Raw genomic sequence first — 20,986 nt, 5'->3', positions numbered from 1 at the left:
CTTAGTGAACTTTGTTAGAACGTTCAGTGCTGATCAACATTGGATGTTAAGGTTATTTCCTGCGCTTCAGCAGGATCATGTTGAACAAGAATAAAATCTTATGATCAATCGAATAATAAATTTTTCAATAAAGAATAAGCTATTAATCGGCCTGATGACGGTTGCGTTAATAGTAGGTGGAATTTGGAGTATGACCAAAGTACCACTTGATGCCGTTCCTGACATCACTAATAATCAGGTACAAGTCATCACTCAAGCGCCGAACTTGGGAACAGAAGACATTGAGCAGTTTGTGACTTATCCAGTAGAAATTGCTATGTCTAACCTGCCGGGTGTAGTTGAAATCAGGTCTATTTCAAGATTTGGCCTCTCTGTGGTCACCATTGTCTTTGAGGATAATATGGGCACCTATTTACCAAGGCAATTGGTGTCTGAAAAGCTAAATGAAGTAAAGAATGACATTCCTTCTGAATTTGGTGAACCTGAGATGGGGCCAATCTCAACAGGCTTGGGTGAAATCTATCAATATACCCTTGAAGTTGATGAAGAATACAAAGATGATTACTCGCCAGCTGACCTAAGAACCGTTCAGGATTGGATCGTCAAACGACAAATGTCAATGGTGCCAGGTGTCGTAGAAGTCAATGCTTTTGGTGGTGACGTTAAGCAATACGAAGTTGCTGTTGATCCTGACAAGCTTAGGCGAATGGATGTAACCATGCTTGAAGTATTCAGTGCCTTAGAAGCTAATAATCAAAATACTGGTGGAGCATATATTGAAAAGGATCATTACGCCAATTTCATTAGAGGAGAAGGATTAGCCAGAACACTTGAAGATATTGAGCATATCGTCATCAAGAATGTCAATGGAATTCCAATCACGATTAAGGATGTGGCAACTGTTCATTTTGGAAAAGCCATCAAGTACGGCGCATTCACCAAAGATGGTGAAGGGGAAGCTGTTGGAGGGATGATACTAATGCTGAAAGGAGCCAATTCAAATGATGTAATTAAGGCTGTAAAAGAGCGAGTGGATGAAATCCAAAAATCTCTTCCCGAAGGGGTCCATATTGAGCCATTTTTAGATAGAAGTGATTTAATTGCCAAAACTACTGGTACCGTAAGTCAAAATCTAATTGAAGGAGCATTGATCGTGATCTTTGTTCTGGTATTTCTGTTGGGTAACTGGAGAGGTGGATTGATTGTAGCTTCAACCATTCCATTATCCCTCTTATTCGCATTTATACTCATGCACGCTTTTGGGGTATGGGCAAACCTTATGAGTTTAGGTGCCATTGATTTTGGGATCATTGTGGATGGAGCCGTAATTATAGTTGAGGGTACAGTTTTCTTAATGCATGGCAAGCTCTTAAAAGGTCAAAAAATAAAAGCGGAAGAACGTGATGAAATAGCTGAGAAGTCTGCTAGTAAGATGATGAATTCTGCCTTTTTTGGACAGTTGATCATTCTAATTGTGTTTATTCCAATTCTGGCTTTACAAGGTGTTGAAGGTAAGATGTTCAAACCTATGGCACTAACATTCATGTTTGCCATGATTGGTGTAATGATCCTCTGTCTTACATATGTGCCAATGATGTCAGCATGGTTTTTAAGAGCAGGAACCAAGAAAAAATCATGGGGAGACAAACTAGTTGAGTTTTTTGAGCGAATCTATGAAAAGGCCTTAACTGGTGTTCTTAAAGTTGGCAGATGGGTGGTATTAGGAGCTATAGCTCTACTTGCGTTTACAGTATTCACTTTCAGTAAAATGGGTGGTGAATTTATCCCTCAATTGGATGAGGGTGACATTGCATTCCATGCCATACTAAAACCAGGTTCTTCATTATCTGAAACTATCGAAACAACCACCAAGATAGAACAGATCGTCATGGATGAATTCCCTGAAGTGAAACACATTTACAGCAGAATTGGTGTGGCTGATGTTCCAACGGACCCAATGCCCATGGATATTGCTGATGTCTTTGTGATCCTTCATCCTGAAGACGAATGGGAAACCGGTAGATCAAAGTCAGAATTGATTGACATGATGAAAGAACGATTGGAAGAAGTACCCGGTGTGAATTATGAGTTTACACAGCCTATTGAAATGCGATTCAATGAGCTAATTACAGGGGTTCGAGAAGATGTTGCAATTAAACTGTACGGTGATGACCTTGATATCCTTTCAGAAAAAGTAGAAGAAATAGGTAAGATCATAGCCGGTATTGATGGAATTGGAGATATGAAAGTAGAAGCCACGAGTGGCCTACCTCAGATCACAGTTCATTACAATAGAGCTAAAGTGGCTCAATACGGATTACAAATCAATGAATTGAATAGTCTCATACAAACCGCTTTTGCCGGAGGAACAGCAGGAGTAATCTTTGAAGGGGAAAAGAGATTTGATCTTGTTGTGAGATTAGATGAAGAACACAGGCAAAGTATAGATGACATCAATAACCTTTATGTGACCACTTCTAATGGATCTCAAATTCCAATGAAAGAAATAGCAGATATCAGCTATCAATCAGGGCCAATGCAAATCAGTAGAGATAATACTAACAGAAGGTCGTATGTTGGAATCAACGTGAGAGGAAGAGACGTTAAATCTTTGGTTGAAGAGATTAAGCAAAAGCTCGATAAGGAATTAACCCTACCTCCTGGGTATTATATCCGATATGGTGGCGCATTTGAGAACTTAGAACGAGCAAGTGCAAGGCTACAAATAGTCGTTCCCATTGCTTTAGGACTGATCTTCATTTTAATACTTTTTGCTCTAAAATCATTCAAACAATCATTAATGATCTATATGGCAATTCCTTTAGCTGCAATTGGAGGTGTGTTCTTTTTGTGGATGCGTGGAATGCCATTCAGTATTTCAGCTGGTGTAGGCTTTATCGTATTATTCGGCGTAGCTGTGTTGAACGGATTAGTGCTCATCAGTGGGTGGAATGAGCTAAAAGATGAAGGAGTAAACGATTTAAATGAACGAATCAAATTAGGTGCAAAACGAAGAATCAGACCAATTCTCTTAACTGCTTTAACTGATATCCTTGGCTTTTTACCTATGGCCATATCTACCTCTGCTGGAGCCGAGGTTCAACAACCATTGGCCACAGTTGTAATCGGAGGAATGATCACAGCAACTTTCCTTACACTATTTGTATTACCTATACTTTATAAATGGACAGAACAAATGAGTAATCGCAAGAATCTTAAACTTAATAGTAGTCTGGCTACGGTATTAATCATTACTGGATTATTCATGATGCCTTTTCATGGAAACAGTCAAACTGATAGTGTCATCACTGATGTTGACCAAGCCATTGAAATAGGCTTTCAAAACAACAATGACGTAAAGTTGGCCGAAAATCAAATCAAATTGAGTCAACAGAATAAAAAGGGAGCATTCAATCCTGGAAAAACCAATTTCAATGGACAGTATGGGCAATACAATAGTGCTGAAAGAGATTTTGGTTTTAGCCTATCTCAAGATTTTGAATTTCCTACTGTGTATACCGCTCAATGGAATTTAGCGAAGGAAGAAATCGTTGGTTCAGAGCTAGAGTTGGAAGTAGTACGAAATAAACTAAAGTGGTTGATTAGAAAAGAATGGAACCAACTTACCTACCGTAATGAATATAAAAAGCTATTGGTTTATGAAGATTCATTGATGGCACGATTTGTTGAAGCAGCTCAGCTCAGATATGAAGTAGAAGCAACAAATCTTCTGGAAAAAGTAACTGCTGAATCCAAACTTTTAGAAATCAGAAATTCGCTAAGCATCCTAAAGGCGGATATTCTAATTCAGCAAAGAGAGATCAGTATTTTACTCAATGATTCAACCGGTTTGAGTTTTATGCCTGATGAATTGGTTAAGATGGAAATGGCTTATTTACAGGACAGTTCTCTATTGGCCAACAATCCTTTTTTAGCCTATACAAATCAACACGTAGAAATAGCAAACGCAGAAATCAAAACCAACAAAGCTCGAATACTGCCTGATCTGTCAATAGGGTATTTCAATCAATCACTTATTGGTACGCCAACGCAATCAGGCTCTATTGGTACAATTGGTGATCGATTCTCAGGAGTTGAATTTGGTGTTACTATTCCGTTGTTCTTTGGTTCATACAGATCAAACATCAAAATGGCCAAAATTGAAATGGAGAATGCTCAAATCAATTCTGACGGTTATTTCATTTCAATAAACAATCAATATCAAATTCAGTTACAGCAACTACTAAGAGAAATGCAAAACCTCTCTTATTATGAGGAGACAGGATTGCCCCAAGCTGATTTGATGATCAGTAATGCACAACAGAGTTATGAAAGTGGTAACATTGATTTTATCAACTATATCCAAATTCTTGAACGCGGAATTCAAGTAAAAAAAGACTACATAATTGCAATAAAAAATTACAATGAAGCGGCCATCTGCATGGCTTATTTGTTGGGACAATAAAAATATCAGACATGAAAAAGAACATTATATATTATACAATTTTCATCTTACTACTGGCAGCATGTGGTGGTAGTGAAAATGTCGGACATGAAGATGAACATGATCACGATCATGGACACGGTGAAGAAGAGCATGGAGACGAAATTCACTTTTCAGAAGATCAATTCAATGCACTGGGAATCAAGGTTGACACCATACCCCAAAGAAATCTTGGCACCTATGTTGAAGCCAATGGTGAATTAGAAGTACCACCACAAAACCAAGCTGAAGTTACCGCGGTTATAGGCGCCAACGTCAAAAGCATAAAAGTAATTGAAGGCGAAAAGGTAAAAAAAGGACAAGTATTAGCCTATTTAGCCCACCCAAATCTTATTCAATTGCAGACAGAATACATAACTAATTGGAATGATCTTCAGTTTCTTGAACAAGAGTATGAACGCCAGTCAAAACTCTATGAAGGTAAGGTCACAAGCGGCAAGGATTTTCAAAAACTCAAAGCCGACTATAATTCAAAAGTTGGTGTGGTGAATGGTTTAGAAGCACAACTTCAATTAATCGGAATAAGTGTTTCAAGTCTTCAGGAAAATAAAGTGTCACAGACCGTTGCGCTCCGAAGCCCCATTAGCGGTTATATTAGTCTGGTAGAGGTTAAGGTTGGTCAATATGTCAATCCTGAAACGAGTATGTTTGAAATCATCAACAATGAGCATGTTCATGCTGATCTGATGGTGTTTGAATCAGACGTGCACAAAGTTAAAGAAGGGCAAAAAGTTCAGTTCTCAGTTGAATCTTTACCGGATAAATTGTTGTCGGCTACCATATATTCTGTAGGTCAAAGCTTTGAAAATGATCCAAAAGCGGTTCATATTCATGCCGAAATTGACAATAAAGAAGGGCATTTGATACCTGGTATGTACGTTAGAGGAAGAATCATAGTAGAAGATTACTTGAGTTATGCTTTGCCTGAAGAGGCCATTGTGAGAGAAGGTGAGCAATACTACATTTTCAAAGCTGAGAAAGAAGTTGAGGAATGGGCATTTGAACCAATTGAAATAGCTATAGGTGTGAAAGATGAAGGGTGGGTTGAAATCAAACTTTTTGAACCATTAAGTGAAGGGACTGTAATTGCATGGAATAATGCTTACAGCCTGATGGCTGAAATGAAAAAAGGAGAAGCTGAACACAACCATTAACATGTATAATCTAAAATCAATAAATAACAACAGTATGAAAATTAAATTTCAAACAATTGCCCTTATGGCAGTTTTAACTTTTGGTGTAGCAACTTTACCATCATGCGGTGGAGGTGAAGAAAATACGCAAACAGAAGAAAGTCATGAAGATCATGATCACGACCATGACCATAGCGACCATGATCATGACGAACACGATCATTAATTACACAAAAGGTCAGGGGATTACCCTCTGACCGTGTTTTAGATTTAGATGATGACATTATTTCAAATATTTCTGCCCGCTTTTATGATGGTGTACTTTTTTCAAGTATTCGTCATCAGAAGTTATGTGCAGTGGAAAAAGACAGGACAAAATCCGTTTGTATTTAGTAGGTCTGGAAATGCTCATGACTATATTGGATTTGTATTCAAAATCATGACAGCTATTAGTGTAACTGTAATTGTACTGTTCTCTTTTTTTGAAGACATTTATTCAGAATTTTTAGGTCCGCTCTCTTATCTTCATTTCGAAGAACTTAAATGGACGGGTGCCGGAATTTTAATCGCCTCATTGATCTGGACTATTATTGCTCAGTATCAGATGTCAAATTCATGGCGAATAGGAATTGATTATGAGGAGAAGACTACATTAGTACATGAAGGAATTTTCAAACTGTCAAGAAATCCAGTTTTCCTTGGCGTGTTGCTCATTTATTTAGGCACCTTTCTTATCGCTCCAAATGCAATAACTCTAACACTTTTTGTGCTTTGCTATTTTATTCTTCAAATTCAAACGCGATTAGAAGAAGAGTACCTTGAAAGCATTCACGGACAAGGTTATATTGAATACAAGAAAAAAGTTCGAAGATGGATATAGAAGGAAACAAAAGAAATATTGGCTTAGTTGATCGTCTTGAACAATGTAAAATTAGACCGACTGCTGTGCGCATTTTGGTTCTAAAGTATTTTGTAGAAGAAAATAATTGTGCATCATTGAATGAATTAGAATTACATCTTGAAACCGCAGACAAAAGCACCTTATTTAGAACCCTAGTCACATTCGAGCAGAAAGGATTAATTCACAAAATTGAAGACGGAACGGGGGGGGCAAATATGGACTTTGTGTAGAGAATTGTGATTGCTCAGCAAGCTTCCAACACTATCATTTCCATTGTTTAAATTGTAAAGAAACTTTTTGTATGGATGCATTAAGGCCTAAACAGTTCGATTTACCAACGGGGTTTCATGTTAAAGGAGCCAACCTTGTTTTGCAAGGCTATTGTGCAAATTGCAACTAGCTTGCATTCCCAACACTTTACCTTTGTATTGAATACTAAAATCAAAACGAAATGGATCATCATCATGCTTCAAAAAATATCAGTATTGCATTTTTTTTAAACCTATCATTCACCATCATAGAATTGATTGGTGGGATCCTTACGAATTCTGTCGCTATCATTTCAGATGCCATCCATGATTTTGGAGATACAATTGCTCTAGGAACTTCATGGTATCTTGAGAAAAAATCAGATCGACAGGCTAATCAGAAGTTTACTTACGGATACCGTAGACTTTCCATTTTTAGTGCGTTCATCAACTGCATTATTTTACTGATCGGTTCATCCATCATCATTTTTGAAGCGATTAAACGCCTTATCAATCCTGAAACAGTTGATGTTCAGGGAATGATTTATCTAGCCATATTGGGAATCCTGGTCAATTCCATTGGTGCATGGAAGGTAATAGGAGGTAAAAGCTTGAATGAACAAACAATTTCATGGCATTTACTTGAAGATGTTTTTGGTTGGGTAGCAGTCTTAATTGGTAGTATTGTGATGTATTACTATCCCTTATTTTGGATTGACTCAGCACTTTCAATTGGCATTGCATTATTCATTAGTTACATCATGGCGAAAAAGTTTAAACGTTGTTTTAAAATTCTTGCCCAAGCAACACCAGTTAATATAGATCTGAAAAAAATTGAGGAATCGCTATTAAAGTTACCGGTCGTTCATTCGCTACATTACACTCATATTTGGTCATTAGATGAAAGTAAATACGTATTCTCATCACACATTGTAGTTAATCAAATAGACAATAGCACGTTACCAGCTGTTCAAAATGAACTAAGTAATTGGAATATTTGGAGAGAAACCATTCAATTCGAAGTTTTGAATACGGCTTGCACTGTCGAATAATAAACTGATAAGTATGAAGTGTAGTAATATTAGCATTTGCCAAAACGTAAGAAAACATTAAATTCATCTAAACAGAGAGTTGTAGAAGTATGCCAAATCAATTTATAGTATTGTAAAAAGCCCATAAATGAACAAAACAGTATTTGAAATTTCCAAAATGGACTGCCTTTCCGAAGAAAATTTAATTCGGATGAAGCTTGACGAAATTTCAAGTATTGCTAATTTAGAATTTGACCTTTCAAACAGAAAACTAACTGTTTTTCACAGTGGAGCATATCACGAAATTGAAAAATCAGTACTCGAATTGAATTTGGGAGGAAAAAGAATTTCAACTGAGGAGACCGGTAGAAAGGATTTTCAAGAAAATGAAAACCAGAAGAAGTTACTCTGGACAGTACTCGGAATAAATTTCGCCTTTTTTCTAATTGAATTAACAACTGGATTCATTTCGAAATCATTGGGACTTATTGCTGACAGTTTAGATATGCTTGCAGATAGTTTGGTATATGGAATCAGTCTGTTTGCAGTTGGCGGAACGTTAGTAAGAAAAAAGCTTGTTGCCAAACTTGCTGGATATTTCCAGATTACTCTTGCCCTTATTGGATTTATAGAGGTATTAAGAAGGTTTTTTGGAGCAGAAAAATTACCTGACTTCTCCACAATGATAATTGTTTCGATTTTCGCGCTATTAGCAAACGGCGTATGTTTGTTCTTGCTTCAAAAGTCGAAAAGTAAAGATGAGGCTCACATGAAAGCAAGCATGATCTTTACTTCAAATGACGTGATAATAAACTTAGGGGTCATATTAGCAGGAGTTTTAGTGAATTGGTTGAATTCAAACAAACCTGACTTAATAATCGGAACAATTGTTTTTGGTCTAGTTATACAAGGAGCTATTAGAATATTGAAATTAAGCAAGTGATGTCGTTACGTTATTTACTTCTTAACTCCTGACGTAATTCTTTCAAACGTTCTAAATCCTCTATAACCTTCGTGAATTCACTCCGGTTTTCAAAGAAAAAAGAGTTCGATAACAGTCCCCTTCTCTCCGCGAAAAAAACCAAGTGCGATGCACTTGGTTTTTTTATTGGATATAATTGAAGCTTCTTTATTTGAATGCTATTCTTTCGTTCAGTAGCGTTGTAACTCCTTCCGCTCAACCACCAAATTCCCTAATTTGAACAGGTATTACACCTCAAAACACAATACCTTAAGTTTTTTCGCTCTATTTCATATCTTTCTGATAATGAATGCAGACAAAAATCATATTCGAAATATTCAAAATTCTCCCGTAGCCGGTTTTAGCCAAAGTCAGTTATTAGTGTCTTCACTTAACACCTTTTATCGCAAACAATTAAAATCAAGTCTTTCTATTAAAATAGTTGAAGCTGGTACCGAACAATACACAATATCTGGCAAGAAATATAGTGTGAAGTCGAACGAATTTATTATCGTTAATCAAAATGAAGATTTAACGACAACTGTTGATACCGTTGAAAATACAAAAGGAGTTTGTATCTACCCTCCTATTGAACTCATATCTGGTGCATTTGAACGCCTTACTTTGACTAACGATGAAATATTGGATGGTCAACCCCAGACTCTTAAACCATACTTCACCCCTAAAATAAATCGACTTAAAAATAATCCAACAGGGAAATTTCTTGCATCACTCCTTCAGTCAATAAAATATAATTCATCATTTTCAGGGAATGAGTTATTAGGATTTTACTTGAGACTAGCTGATGTATTAGTCGCTGATCAGATTGTTGTGAATAATGATTTGAGAAAACTAAAACCAAGTCGAAAATCGACGAGCGAAGAGCTATACCGTAGACTTTTATTGTCCAAAGATTATATTCACGATCATCAAACAGAAAAGTTTAATCTCGATGATTTAGCCCGTATTAGTTGCCTCTCAAAATATCATTTCTTAAGAAATTTTAAAGATGTTTTTGGACAATCTCCTTATCAATATGTCCTTCGCTTAAAACTACAAAAGGCAATACAATTGATCAATCGTGGTTATTCGTACATCGAAACCAATGATTTGATTGGCTTTTCAGACCCTAAAAATCTAAAACGTGCTATAAAAAAATACAAATCCACCTTTAAATAGCAATTTTTACCCTTAGCAAAAAGAGATGAGCACCTAATTTTGTCAAAAACAGTTTTATGAGATTTTTGATCCTTGTTATCATCTTATTTACCCTTTTTGATTCAAAAGCACAGTTTCATTCGCTCGAAATTCCTTCTGCTAGTCCAGCTGCTCAAATGGGTGTTCAGGTTGGCGTCACACACATTGATATTCAATACCACAGTCCGTCAGCAAGAGGAAGAGATGTTTGGAATAATAATGACATCATTCCTCAAAACGGAAATCCAATACCATGGAGAGCAGGTGCCAACGAAAACACTACTATCGAATTTGATACCGATGTCGTTATAGAAGGCCACCCCTTAACAGCAGGCAAATATGGGTTTCATATCCTACCAAACGAACATGAACATACCCTAATATTCACGAAGCAAAATAATTTATGGGGAAGTTATTACGTCGATTTAGGTCGGGATGTAGCCTTACGGGTAACAGTGAAAGACACTTTATCTGATGTTTTCAACGAACATCTCATTTACGCTTTTAAAAACAGAAAAAACCAGGAAATTACGCTGACCCTCCAATGGGCAGATCGAACAATACCGTTTAGAGTGGTTGTGGATTTGAATAGAACGTGTGTCGCAAAGTTTAGACACGATTTAAACGGGGAAAACACGTATCGTTGGCAAGCATGGAATGATGCAGCAAGATGGTGTCTTGATAATAACACAAATTTGGAAGAGGCTTTAATTTGGGTCAACCGCTCCATTCAAGGTGGATTCGGAGGATTTGGAGCCGATAAAAATTTTCAAAACCTTAGCACAAAAGTCGAATTACTCGATAAACTTCAAAAAACAGAAGAACTTAAGAAATGCATGGATGAAATTTTCAAATTACCGTTTACTGCTGATGAAGGACATTATATGGGAGCAACTTTTTTAAAACTAGGTAAAGATCAAACGACCATCAAACTAATGGATAAAGGCTTATCAATCCATAAAAATGATTTTGGCCTTTTATTGTATAAAGCAATAGCGCATTACTATCTTAACGAACCCAATAAAGCTAGAAAAACTTTAGATAAATGTGTTGAATATTGTCCTTCAACATTCCTCCCAAGGTTAACCGAAATCCAAGAAGAGATTACTCAACAACATTATGAATTTCCGAACCGTAAATCTTAAATTATGACCCGTTTTAAGTATATTTTTTTCTTTCTCCTTTTATTTCACGCAACAATTGGATATAGTCAAACGACCCCTCTTAAACGAAAGGCAGCTTTAGGAATTTCCCTGCAAGTGAATAACGATTCCATAGCTTTATCGAATAATCTCAATACCAATGAAGGGATACTTGTATTGGAAGTATTACCTGGTGGATCTGCAGAAAAACTAGGACTAAAAACCAATGATATTATAGTTAACATTAATCAAATATCTATTGAAACCATCCAAGACTTGCATTTTGCCCTAAGTAATCTTCGCGCCGAAGAACAACTTTCGATTGAATATCTACGAAATGGAAAATTAAAAACAACCAAAGGTAAGGCCATTGCAAAACCGCTTGAAACATCAGATTATGCTGACGTTTACTATGAAGAAGTTAATTACGAAGGTAATAAGCTCAGGTCTATTTTACACATGCCTACGGGAGTTGAAAAACCTCCAGTAATATTTTATATACAAGGATACACTTGTCAATCCATTGATTTTTCAATGTCTCCAAATATCACCATTCGAAAGTTAATTGATGACTGGGTGAAAAATGGTTATGCCGTTTATCGTGTAGAAAAACCTAATATTGGAGATAGCCAGTGCGATAAAGGTTGTATGGAACTAAATTTTTCTGAAGAAGTTGAAGTCTTTAGACAAGGTTATCTAAGACTTACTCAAGACCCTCGCATTGATCCTGATCAAATATTCATTTTTGGTCATTCTATTGGAGGGATAATCGCTCCTGTAATTGCTTCCGAATTCGAACCAAAAGGAGTCATAACTTACGGTACAGTTGTCAATACTTGGTTTGAATACATGCAAGATTTAACTCGTGTACAAGGTGATATTTTTGGGCGCCGAGATGTTGAAGTAGAACGAGAAATCCGAACTTTAATTCCATTTTGGTACGCATTGTTTATTGAAAAGAAAAGTCCAATTGAAATACTCGAGCAACCAAAATTTAAAGCATTATTGGAAAATGAGGGAACATTAGCTGATTTTGAGAACAATTTATTTATAGATCGACATTATACGTATTGGACAACAATACAAGACTTGGCTCTAGCAAAAATATGGTCAAATGTAAAATCCTATGTTTTGGCTCTCCATGGCGAATTTGACATACAAGCCCTTCATGCAGATCATATTTATCAAATAGAGAGAATTGTTAATTTATCCTCACCTGGAAAGGCTTCTGCTCAATTAATCAAAGGCGCAGACCATGGATTTGTTAGGTTTAATTCGATGGAGGAGAATATACAAACTTTAAATGCGAATCAATATGGGAGAGCACTCCATGAAAAATATCATGAAGGTATTGCTCAGGTTACACTCGAATGGATGAAAAATTTAAGCCAATAGATTATGAAATTATTCCTTGCATTTATCTCTTCCTTTTTTGTTTTGATTGGTTTTACGCAACAAAAACTTAATGGTATTTACAAAATAGATGTCGAGTTCATTGCAGAATTTGCCGAAATATATCGTTTTTATGATGATGGGACTTTTGTCCATCAATATTGGGACGATGTTGGTGATCAAATTGGTATTGGAAAGTATGAACTTGATAAAACTCAAATCACGTTACATTATCAAACCATTAATAGTGAATTCAAAAAAATGAAAATCATCGAGCAAAACAGTATGGATTCATTGTCTCGCCTGTTAGTGCTCAATCCAATAATACCAAACGAAAAATTAAAAATAACATATCAAATTTTATCGGATACTGGTTTAGTATCAACTAAAACTGCAGATGCCGACGGGTTTACAACATTTAAATTAGCTCCAGATCAAACTCTAAATGCGTACGTAGAATCTTTGAACATCCCAATGGATTTTAAAACCTATGCCAATTTTACACTACCTGCAACAACTCTCACCAAAGACTACCTGGTTTATCCTCAATTCTATCCAAATCACACCATCTTTCTTCCTGAAAAAACGATTCAATACCCCATCAAAATTAAAAAGAAGCTTTTCCGGATAAAAGTTAATAACAAGTGGGTTTGGTACGATAAATGGTGCGAATAAGTCATGAAAAAGTCACTCATCGTATTCGTGTTAACCTGCCTGATTCGAATTTCAGCTTGGTCAGAAGCTGCTCCCTATTCAATGGATGAACTTTTGTTAAAATCGAATCTTATTGCTCATGTCAAAATAACAAGTCATACTGAAAATGATTTTAAAGTATACATAGTCGATGTGCTTCACCATCACAAATCTGGGATTAAGAATGGCGATTATTTAACCGTTGTTAACGATTTTAATGTAATATGCCCATCAGCCTTTAGCATCGAACGAGCTGAGCAAAAAAGTGAAGCACTCGCATTTTTGATGTATCATAATGGTCAATGGCACTTAAACCAAGGTGAAATAGGATTCTTTTCACAGGGAAGAATAGAAATCCCTTTTTACGAGGAAGGGTGCACCTATAATGGAACTATTGAAGATTGGAAAAATGATTTGACAGACTATTTTAATCATTTTAGTTATGATAAAAACGGGAGATTAACAGCCAAATACAATTCAAATCATATTAAAAATTCACCTCCTACTTCTTTAGCTTTATTACAGTATAATCAACTCTACCATCACCTGTCACTTAACCTTTCGGTCAATAACAAATTAGTGATGAATTTAATTTTTCCACCAGAAAATTCGAATGATAGTACTCAAAAATTAGCCGATGAAATTTATCTGCACGTTGATCAACCACCAATAAAAGAAAAAGACCTGCAGGACATGATGAATGATTTAGTTGAATATGTCCATACTACAAGACCCGAAATTAAAGCAAATAATATACAAGGAACCAGCTATTATTCGTTGACTTTTGATAAAAGCGGAAAAATAACTGACGTACAAATTATTCGATCTATCTCACCTATAATTGACCAAGCAATCTACGACTTTTATGAACGGAATAATTTATGGTCTCCCGCCCTCTTGAACAACCAAGCTGTGCGATTTCAGCAAAATTTGCCGCTTAGGATTAAATAAAAGAAGGTGATGGTTACAATTCGTTATTTTCTTATTTACTTTATACTTCAAACGGTAAAATGTCATGAAAAACTACCTCAACTCCTTCAATATTTTAAGTTCTTCAGAAATTGATTTACTGGACGAATTAGCTGAAATCAAAGTTTTAAAAAAAGGAGACTTTTTTATCAAAGAAGGACAAACAAGTCATGAAGTAGCCTTTATTGAAACTGGCGTCTTTCGATCTTATTATTACTCGTCAACTGGTGAGGAGGTAACCTATTGTTTTCGGTTTGCGAATGAGTTTCTTAGTGCCTATTCCTCCTACTTAACTGCCTCTCCTTCTGAAGAATGTTTGGAGGCGTTAACGGAATCCAAGTTGATTGTAATTTCGAGAGAAACATTAAATCAACTTGAGAAAACAAGTCATAATTGGACACGTTTTTTAAAGGTTATGGCCGAACAGGAATATATAACCATGGAAAAAAGAATTTTTATGCTTCAGCGAGAAACCGCTGAAACCCGTTACGCGAATCTTTTAGAAAAACACCCTGAATACCTCCAACAGATACCTTTAAACTACCTTTCTTCATATTTAGGAATATCACCTCGGCATTTAAGTCGAATAAGAAAAAGTGTTTACAAGTAGATAATCAATGTTTTACGATGTATTTATTTGAGAATTATAGTTTGGTAAAGCTCCTGGTTATTTTCATTAAAAAAACGCACATTTAGCGAATCTTCTTTTAAATTCAAACGCATAAATCCCAAACTGGCAGCTGCAAATTTAGTGATAGTAGAATCACGCGTAACCCCTCTAAACTCCGAACCACCTCCACTCACAAAATAATGGGTTTTACCCTCCGGTTTTTGATATTGTAAATCATGATCGTGGCCTGCTAAATATACATCTACACCGTATTTCTCAAAATATGGGTAGAAAATATTTCTAATTGGCGCCATTTTTCCTCTTCTAAACCCTGTTGTATATAATGGATGATGACCGATAACAATTTTCCATTTAACAGTTGACGCCGCTAAAGTTTCTTCGAACCATTCGAGCTGAGCATTTTTATTTTGTAACCACAAACCACTTGTAAAGCGATTGAGCGATTTATCATATGGATTGGTATCAATTACGACAAAAAGAACCGAATCAGTAGATCCTGGAATGATCTGAGTAAAACTAAAATATCGCTCAGTTGTTTTCCAACGTTCATTTCTTTCATTGTATTTCAATTGAGCCTTGGCCTTGCCCATATAGTCGTGATTACCTAGAGCTGTATACCAATTCACCTGGAGGCTGGGGTGATTATAAACATTTTCAAAAGTAGTTATCCATTGCTTATCCCTTACACTTCTAACTCCGTTTGGATAAAAATTATCACCTACACTCACAATAAAATTGATACTGTTTCCATTTGCATTCTTCGCCATTGCTCCTGCGACATTCCGTTGATTAGAGTCTGCGTACCCCCAATCCCCTATGACAAAAAAATCCAAACTTTCTTCCTGTATTTCTTGACTTGGAGAATGTTGCTGTGCAAAGATTTGAAAATTGCATGATAATGCTATCGCACCAGTGAGTTTGATTAAATTCAATTTTAAGTTATTCATTCAATTACGTATTCTAATTTATAATTCTTCAGCATTTTCTAAAATGTAGTAAAATTGATCTGGATCGTTATGATTTAGCTTCAATCTACCTTTAAATTTTCTAAAATCGTCCAATTCAAAACTATCCTCTTTATCTTTCATATACATGCTAATCACTGACGCCGGACTTGCGTTACCACAAAAAAAGCAAGCAGCATAAGAGTTTGCAGACAAGGCCACAACTTCGCCATCTTCATCAATCGGAATTACAAAACCTTCAATAATCACCTCTTGATTGTCAAGCGACTTTAATTTCGATCCAAAAACTGGAGCAAACATATCTATTTGTTTATACCTGAAATGGCGTAATCGATAATCAATATCCATTAATTCTGCCCAAGTTATTTTATGTGTTTTTTTTGAATTGAATTGCTTCTTTTCTATGTTTTCCAAGGTGTTTTCATAATTTTCATACAAGTCAATAGCGACCCAATCCACCTTTTGATCACTCCATTCATAAACAGAATCATTCACAAAATAATCAGTCTCGAATTTGTTTTTATTCCGATTTTTGACATTCGATTTTTGTTCAAATGATGGAGCCTTTAAAGCATTATCTACTACTGCTCCATTTTCATATTTGGGGTATATCAAAATCCAAATACCACCCAAACCAACGCAACAAAATATTAGTATAAAAACCCAATTTCTCATTTTTCCATCAAAATTCTTGAAACATTCATCCGCATAACTTTAACGGCTGGTATAAAAGCAGCAACTATCCCAACGACCATGGTTATACCGAACAAAATCAATTCTTCACCAGCCAACTGATAAGTTAAATAAAGGTGAAAATCGGAGGCAGAACTATTGTTTAAAATATATACTCCAATTCTAGACAAACCAATTCCTGCAACAAAACCAATTACTACCAGCAAAATACCTTCAACAAGCAATAGTCCAAATAATTGAATTGGGCGAAAGCCAACAACTCGCATTAAAGCAAGTTCATGCTGTCTTTCATTTAACCGACCAAGCATAACAAAAAAAACACTGAGCGCTGCCATTAAAATAATACCTAAAGCAATCAATTTTAAAGTCGTTGTTCCTATGCCAATCATATTTAATAACCGATTAATCTCTAACCCCGGTATTACTGCCTGCATGGTTGTTGTGCGATTTATCATTCGAGGTAAGCTAAGGACTGCAATCTTCGATTTACATTTTAACAATACCGCGGTAATTTCTTGTTGCGCATGATGATGCCCTTGGTGCACGTTCCATACACTTTGAATATTCGTTAGAATTATATAATCTAAAACTGAATTGTTCGGTTTTAATACTCCACAGACGGTATAAGGATGCTCATCATGCACATGGCCTTGTTCTACATCTCCATGCGTTCCAACAAAAGTATCTCCCACATTTAAACCTGTCTTTTGAGCTATTTCAAATCCTATAATGGCTTCCATTGGTTTGTTAAATAACTTCCCATTTTCCAACTCTCCGTCATAATGCTCTAGGTAAGATAAGTCGGTTCCCAACACTCGATACCCTTTATACGTATCTCCATACGCCAAAGGAATCGCTTCTTCAATCATTGGATCTTTCAATAGCTGTTCTACTTCATTGATTGGAATGTTTCCGGTAGGTGCGTCTACGTGATAAATAGCGGATAATACAAGTTGTAATGGACTTCCTTTTGCCCCTATTACAATGTCTATTTCATTTAAGTTTTGTTCAAACTTATGTTCTAATTGACGTTGCAACAGTATTAATAAAGAAATAATACTAACCCCAAATAGGACAAGACTGCTGCAAAGAATCGAGTTAAGCGGTTTGTGAATTATATTCTTCCAAGCAATTTTTAACCACATATTAAATTGTATCTATTGGCTTTAGAATGATTTTTTGATCAATTTTTTTTTTGAGACGATAGTCGTGACTTACTATAATCAAGGCAGCATTCTGATTTTTAGCCGCATTGATTAATAATTCTGCTACCATGGAACAATTCTTGTCATCAAGTGCACTTGTCGGTTCATCAGCCAGTACTACTTTAGGGTTATTAATTAGTGCTCGGGCAATTGAGCACCTTTGCTGTTGTCCTTGGCTAAGCTGATTAGGATAATAATTCAGTAATTCTGATATCCCCAATTTCTCCGTCACCTCATCTATTTTTCTATTTTTTTTACCAAAAGGAGATAAATTTAAATTATCAAAAACATTGATGGAGGGAATAAAAAAAGATTGCTGAAAAATAACGCCAATTTGTTCTCCTCTAAATTGATCTAATTTTGCTGAAGACATTTCCGATAATTGTTCATTATCAATTAAGACCTCTCCTTTATAGGGTGTTCGCAGTCCTGCTAATAGATGCAATAAAGTTGTTTTACCACAACCCGAATCACCACTAATTAATAATGTTTGTCCAGCATCTACTTTTAAATTTGGAAATTGTAGCATTTGCGTCTGAGAGTATGAATAACTGAGGTTTTTTCCAATTATCATAGTGTTAAAAGCGTTCGGTTCACATTCTTATTAATTGTATCTATGTTGCAAATATAGCAAAACACTTAGTATATGAAACTTTGTTGCATTTATTAACCACTCTTCATTAAAGGACATTTGTCCTGTGATAAGAATGGTATTGTATTGAAATTTGCCTAAAAAAAAGAATGAAAAAGATCCTCATCATCAACGGACATCCAGATAAGGAAAGCTACAATTATGCTTTAGCTGATGCGTATATCAATGGTGCAAAGAAAGCCGGAGCGGAAGTAAGACAAATCAATATCGCTGATTTAAAATTCAACCCGAATCTCGCATATGGCTATCGAAAAAGAACAAACCATGAACCGGACTTAGTTGATTCACTTGAAAAAATAAAAGAAGCTGATCATCTTGTTTGGGTGTTTCCAATGTGGTGGTATGGATACCCAGCCCTTATGAAAGGTTTTATTGACCGTGTTTTCTTGCCAGGTCTTACATTTGATTATGTGAAGGGTAGTCCTTTTCCTAAAGGACTTTTGAAAAATAAGACGGCTAGAATAATTATAACTTCAGATACGCCTTATTGGTATAATAAATTATTTATGGGAAATCCAACCATCAATCAATTCAAAAAGGGAACTCTCAAATTCTGCGGCATTAAACCCGTAAAAGTGACTTATATAGCGACCATTAAAAACTCAAAAGATAGATTTAGGGCAAAATGGTTGCAAAAAGTAACCGATTTAGGTAAGAACTTAAAATAAAAAAATAGCGTCCAAAAATTATTGGACGCTATCGCTACAATTTTATGTTATAATTTATCTACATCAATTTATTATTTCATAAAATTAATTCTTCATTATTTTTTGATTCAAAACATTGTTTCCAACATTGAATCGCACGAAGTACAAACCACTCTGCCATTCTTCAGTAGCAATATTTAATTCTGCATTTGAACTTAGTACGTCAAAAGAAGAAACAAGCTTTCCTGCCACATCATAAATAGCGATATGATTAATTGTTTCAGATCCCGTGTTGATTAGTCGGAAAGAATTCTGAAACGGAACTGGAGCACAAACCAATGGATCAATGACTTCTTCTGTTAGACTAGCATAAGGACCATCAGTGATTTCAAAAGTTTTTACAATAAAATCAGAAGGAACAAAAGAATTATCAATGGTTTGAATTCGCCATTCATATGTTCCAAAATCTAAATCTTCAAATACGATTGAAGTATCTTGTAACATATTCCCTCTTTTTGTCACCATTCTTTCACCGCTTAAAAGGGCGTGTGGAGGTATAATCCATTCTGATTCTGAACTATAATACAAGCCTAAATTATAAGTTAGTCCCAATTCGCGGGTTTCATTATCAACAGCTCTACTCCAACTTAAAGTAACCGCACTATCTTCAACGACATGATTAACTAGTTCTGGAGCATTTGGAGGAGTATTTACAGCAGCATATTCATTCTTGAATAAATGCACAGCAACCTCGTCAATTGTTACATTATCTCTTCCAGTAAACGAAAAATCTAAATCTAAATCCCCATCAACATCACAAAAAGCTAAACTCGTATTACTTCCCCATTCAGGCAAACCAACCTCTGGCGAATAAGCGTAAACATTCTCGTGATTCAAGTAAGCCATCATTGTATAATCCCAATCTTCATTCACACCTCCAACAATGATATCATTATCTCCATCATTATCAATATCACCCGTAATCACCGGGTTCTTAGCAGTACTGGAAGATAGCGAATCTAAAGATTGAACAAGGTTAAGGTCTTCACCGTCATTTTCATAAATTAATAGACGTTTCTCATAATCGTTCCCCAATCCATATAATAATAAATCATCGTAACCATCGTCATTATAATCAAAGAACTTTACCCATGCATCACTAATTCCTTCCAATTCAGTTTCTTTTTCAACGAATGTCTTTTCTGCCAAATCATATTCAAAATGACCTGTGTATTGACTCCAAGTATCATCCGAACCTGCAATAATAAGATCAATATTTCCATCATGATCCAAATCCGTTACATCTAGGGCCCCAAAATTCAATGCTGGGAACAAAAATGAAGTGTCCAAAGCAAAAGAATCAACAACATTACGATAATAGAGAACTTCACCAGGCGCCGCGCCCTCAATCCAACCCGTCATTAAAATATCTTGATACCCATCTTTGTCTACATCAGCGAAAACAACTGTTGAAAACATGGCATTTTTTAATTTTAGATCAATTTCCGTAAAAATTCCTCCATCATTCCTGTACGTTCTTGTTATTGCCCCACCCTCAGCAGAAGAAAATCCAGTAACGAGAACATCTAAATCATTGTCATTATCATAATCAAAGAAATTGCAACTTCCGTTCTGAGCTCTTAAAAACGGAGTTTCAACCTCAGTAAATGATCCACCATCATTGCGATAAAGAACGGTTTTTTGGTCACCCCCGACAATGGCTCCCATAGTCAATAAATCTTGGTCTCCATCCTGATCATAATCACCCCAGTCTAGGTTTCCAAACACAAGGGAATCACCTGAAATAGGTTCTGGCTCAAACCACTGCGCTTGCAAAAAATTTGCCGAAGAGAGCGCCATTGAAACGACGAATATTTTTATCTTTTTCATCTTATTTTTATTTAATCTAAATTAATATAAGTAGTTATTCGAGTGCAAAATTATCCATTTGAAGGGGTTTGAACAATACCTTTAAAGTGGTAATTGATTTCATTTAACAAAACTGTACTGCTCCAGGATAAT

19 protein-coding genes are annotated in these 20,986 nt (G+C 35.7%); 14 read left to right on the top strand and 5 right to left on the bottom strand.

The window, feature by feature from the left end; genetic code table 11:
- Positions 1-100: 100 nt before the first annotated feature.
- From A8143_RS03310 to A8143_RS03255, 13 genes are all read left to right on the top strand, one after another.
- Positions 101-4,465, top strand: a complete 4,365-nt coding sequence (locus A8143_RS03310) for a CusA/CzcA family heavy metal efflux RND transporter (RefSeq protein ID WP_066756250.1) — start codon at positions 101-103, stop codon at positions 4,463-4,465.
- 11 nt (positions 4,466-4,476) lie between these two features.
- The gene (locus tag A8143_RS03305; RefSeq protein ID WP_066756247.1) at positions 4,477-5,658 is read left to right on the top strand and encodes an efflux RND transporter periplasmic adaptor subunit; all 1,182 of its coding nucleotides are present in this window, start codon (positions 4,477-4,479) and stop codon (positions 5,656-5,658) included.
- A 34-nt stretch (positions 5,659-5,692) separates the two neighbouring features.
- The gene (locus tag A8143_RS16985; RefSeq protein ID WP_175437472.1) at positions 5,693-5,863 is read left to right on the top strand and encodes a hypothetical protein; all 171 of its coding nucleotides are present in this window, start codon (positions 5,693-5,695) and stop codon (positions 5,861-5,863) included.
- Between the two features lie 48 nt (positions 5,864-5,911).
- Entirely contained in the window at positions 5,912-6,517 is a 606-nt protein-coding gene (locus tag A8143_RS03300; protein WP_066756245.1) for a methyltransferase family protein, read from the top strand.
- Positions 6,508-6,768 (top strand): hypothetical protein, encoded by a 261-nt coding sequence (locus A8143_RS16545; protein WP_083261195.1) that lies wholly within the window; start codon positions 6,508-6,510, stop codon positions 6,766-6,768. Before A8143_RS03300 ends, A8143_RS16545 begins: the two co-directional genes overlap by 10 nt.
- Before the next feature lie 221 nt (positions 6,769-6,989).
- Positions 6,990-7,838, top strand: a complete 849-nt coding sequence (locus A8143_RS03290; protein ID WP_066756242.1) for a cation diffusion facilitator family transporter — start codon at positions 6,990-6,992, stop codon at positions 7,836-7,838.
- 127 nt (positions 7,839-7,965) lie between these two features.
- Complete coding sequence (locus A8143_RS03285) at positions 7,966-8,760, top strand: cation transporter (RefSeq protein WP_066756239.1); 795 nt, start codon at positions 7,966-7,968, stop codon at positions 8,758-8,760.
- 324 nt (positions 8,761-9,084) lie between these two features.
- A complete protein-coding gene (locus A8143_RS03280) occupies positions 9,085-9,957 on the top strand; it encodes a helix-turn-helix domain-containing protein (protein WP_066756236.1) in 873 nt (290 codons plus the stop codon).
- Positions 9,958-10,013: 56 nt separating this feature from the next.
- Positions 10,014-11,120: a DUF2911 domain-containing protein gene (locus A8143_RS03275; protein WP_066756234.1), complete on the top strand. Its 1,107-nt coding sequence runs from the start codon at positions 10,014-10,016 to the stop codon at positions 11,118-11,120.
- Between the two features lie 3 nt (positions 11,121-11,123).
- Complete coding sequence (locus tag A8143_RS03270) at positions 11,124-12,512, top strand: alpha/beta hydrolase family protein (protein WP_066756232.1); 1,389 nt, start codon at positions 11,124-11,126, stop codon at positions 12,510-12,512.
- Between the two features lie 3 nt (positions 12,513-12,515).
- Entirely contained in the window at positions 12,516-13,184 is a 669-nt protein-coding gene (locus A8143_RS03265; RefSeq protein ID WP_066756230.1) for a hypothetical protein, read from the top strand.
- Positions 13,185-13,187: 3 nt separating this feature from the next.
- On the top strand, positions 13,188-14,153 hold the full coding sequence (locus A8143_RS03260) for an energy transducer TonB (RefSeq protein ID WP_066756227.1): 966 nt from the start codon (positions 13,188-13,190) through the stop codon (positions 14,151-14,153).
- A 64-nt stretch (positions 14,154-14,217) separates the two neighbouring features.
- Positions 14,218-14,781, top strand: coding sequence for a Crp/Fnr family transcriptional regulator (locus A8143_RS03255; protein ID WP_066756225.1), 564 nt, complete (start codon positions 14,218-14,220; stop codon positions 14,779-14,781).
- Between the two features lie 23 nt (positions 14,782-14,804).
- Here A8143_RS03255 and A8143_RS03250 read toward each other — a convergent pair whose 3' ends face one another.
- Genes A8143_RS03250 through A8143_RS03235 form a run of 4 tightly spaced genes read right to left on the bottom strand, consistent with a single transcriptional unit; the run spans position 14,805 to position 18,239 of the window.
- Positions 14,805-15,749 (bottom strand): metallophosphoesterase, encoded by a 945-nt coding sequence (locus A8143_RS03250; protein WP_066756222.1) that lies wholly within the window; start codon positions 15,747-15,749, stop codon positions 14,805-14,807.
- An 18-nt stretch (positions 15,750-15,767) separates the two neighbouring features.
- The gene (locus A8143_RS03245) at positions 15,768-16,442 is read right to left on the bottom strand and encodes a hypothetical protein (RefSeq protein WP_066756217.1); all 675 of its coding nucleotides are present in this window, start codon (positions 16,440-16,442) and stop codon (positions 15,768-15,770) included.
- Positions 16,439-17,605, bottom strand: coding sequence for an ABC transporter permease (locus tag A8143_RS03240; protein WP_066756214.1), 1,167 nt, complete (start codon positions 17,603-17,605; stop codon positions 16,439-16,441). Before A8143_RS03240 ends, A8143_RS03245 begins: the two co-directional genes overlap by 4 nt.
- A gap of 1 nt (position 17,606) precedes the next feature.
- Positions 17,607-18,239 (bottom strand): ABC transporter ATP-binding protein, encoded by a 633-nt coding sequence (locus A8143_RS03235; protein ID WP_066756211.1) that lies wholly within the window; start codon positions 18,237-18,239, stop codon positions 17,607-17,609.
- Positions 18,240-18,406: 167 nt separating this feature from the next.
- Here A8143_RS03235 and A8143_RS03230 point away from each other — a divergent pair, with 167 nt between their 5' ends.
- Positions 18,407-18,985, top strand: a complete 579-nt coding sequence (locus tag A8143_RS03230; RefSeq protein WP_066756209.1) for an NAD(P)H-dependent oxidoreductase — start codon at positions 18,407-18,409, stop codon at positions 18,983-18,985.
- Positions 18,986-19,069: 84 nt separating this feature from the next.
- Here the strand turns inward: A8143_RS03230 and A8143_RS03225 are convergent, their stop codons facing one another.
- On the bottom strand, positions 19,070-20,854 hold the full coding sequence (locus A8143_RS03225; RefSeq protein WP_066756205.1) for a T9SS type A sorting domain-containing protein: 1,785 nt from the start codon (positions 20,852-20,854) through the stop codon (positions 19,070-19,072).
- Between the last annotated feature and the right edge of the window lie 132 nt (positions 20,855-20,986).

It is taken from the genome of Crocinitomix algicola (assembly GCF_001661595.2).
Classification (GTDB): domain Bacteria; phylum Bacteroidota; class Bacteroidia; order Flavobacteriales_D; family Crocinitomicaceae; genus Crocinitomix; species Crocinitomix algicola.
The sequence above is the reverse complement of the archived record's forward strand: the minus strand, read 5'-3'. Positions and strand labels throughout refer to the sequence as shown.

Coding starts and splice junctions, on each gene's coding strand:
- A8143_RS03310 (WP_066756250.1), top strand. CDS start 101: ATGATCAATCGAATAATAAATTTTTCAATAAAGAATAAGCTATTAATC.
- A8143_RS03305 (WP_066756247.1), top strand. CDS start 4,477: ATGAAAAAGAACATTATATATTATACAATTTTCATCTTACTACTGGCA.
- A8143_RS16985 (WP_175437472.1), top strand. CDS start 5,693: ATGAAAATTAAATTTCAAACAATTGCCCTTATGGCAGTTTTAACTTTT.
- A8143_RS03300 (WP_066756245.1), top strand. CDS start 5,912: ATGATGACATTATTTCAAATATTTCTGCCCGCTTTTATGATGGTGTAC.
- A8143_RS16545 (WP_083261195.1), top strand. CDS start 6,508: ATGGATATAGAAGGAAACAAAAGAAATATTGGCTTAGTTGATCGTCTT.
- A8143_RS03290 (WP_066756242.1), top strand. CDS start 6,990: ATGGATCATCATCATGCTTCAAAAAATATCAGTATTGCATTTTTTTTA.
- A8143_RS03285 (WP_066756239.1), top strand. CDS start 7,966: ATGAACAAAACAGTATTTGAAATTTCCAAAATGGACTGCCTTTCCGAA.
- A8143_RS03280 (WP_066756236.1), top strand. CDS start 9,085: ATGAATGCAGACAAAAATCATATTCGAAATATTCAAAATTCTCCCGTA.
- A8143_RS03275 (WP_066756234.1), top strand. CDS start 10,014: ATGAGATTTTTGATCCTTGTTATCATCTTATTTACCCTTTTTGATTCA.
- A8143_RS03270 (WP_066756232.1), top strand. CDS start 11,124: ATGACCCGTTTTAAGTATATTTTTTTCTTTCTCCTTTTATTTCACGCA.
- A8143_RS03265 (WP_066756230.1), top strand. CDS start 12,516: ATGAAATTATTCCTTGCATTTATCTCTTCCTTTTTTGTTTTGATTGGT.
- A8143_RS03260 (WP_066756227.1), top strand. CDS start 13,188: ATGAAAAAGTCACTCATCGTATTCGTGTTAACCTGCCTGATTCGAATT.
- A8143_RS03255 (WP_066756225.1), top strand. CDS start 14,218: ATGAAAAACTACCTCAACTCCTTCAATATTTTAAGTTCTTCAGAAATT.
- A8143_RS03250 (WP_066756222.1), bottom strand. CDS start 15,749: ATGAATAACTTAAAATTGAATTTAATCAAACTCACTGGTGCGATAGCA.
- A8143_RS03245 (WP_066756217.1), bottom strand. CDS start 16,442: ATGAGAAATTGGGTTTTTATACTAATATTTTGTTGCGTTGGTTTGGGT.
- A8143_RS03240 (WP_066756214.1), bottom strand. CDS start 17,605: ATGTGGTTAAAAATTGCTTGGAAGAATATAATTCACAAACCGCTTAAC.
- A8143_RS03235 (WP_066756211.1), bottom strand. CDS start 18,239: ATGATAATTGGAAAAAACCTCAGTTATTCATACTCTCAGACGCAAATG.
- A8143_RS03230 (WP_066756209.1), top strand. CDS start 18,407: ATGAAAAAGATCCTCATCATCAACGGACATCCAGATAAGGAAAGCTAC.
- A8143_RS03225 (WP_066756205.1), bottom strand. CDS start 20,854: ATGAAAAAGATAAAAATATTCGTCGTTTCAATGGCGCTCTCTTCGGCA.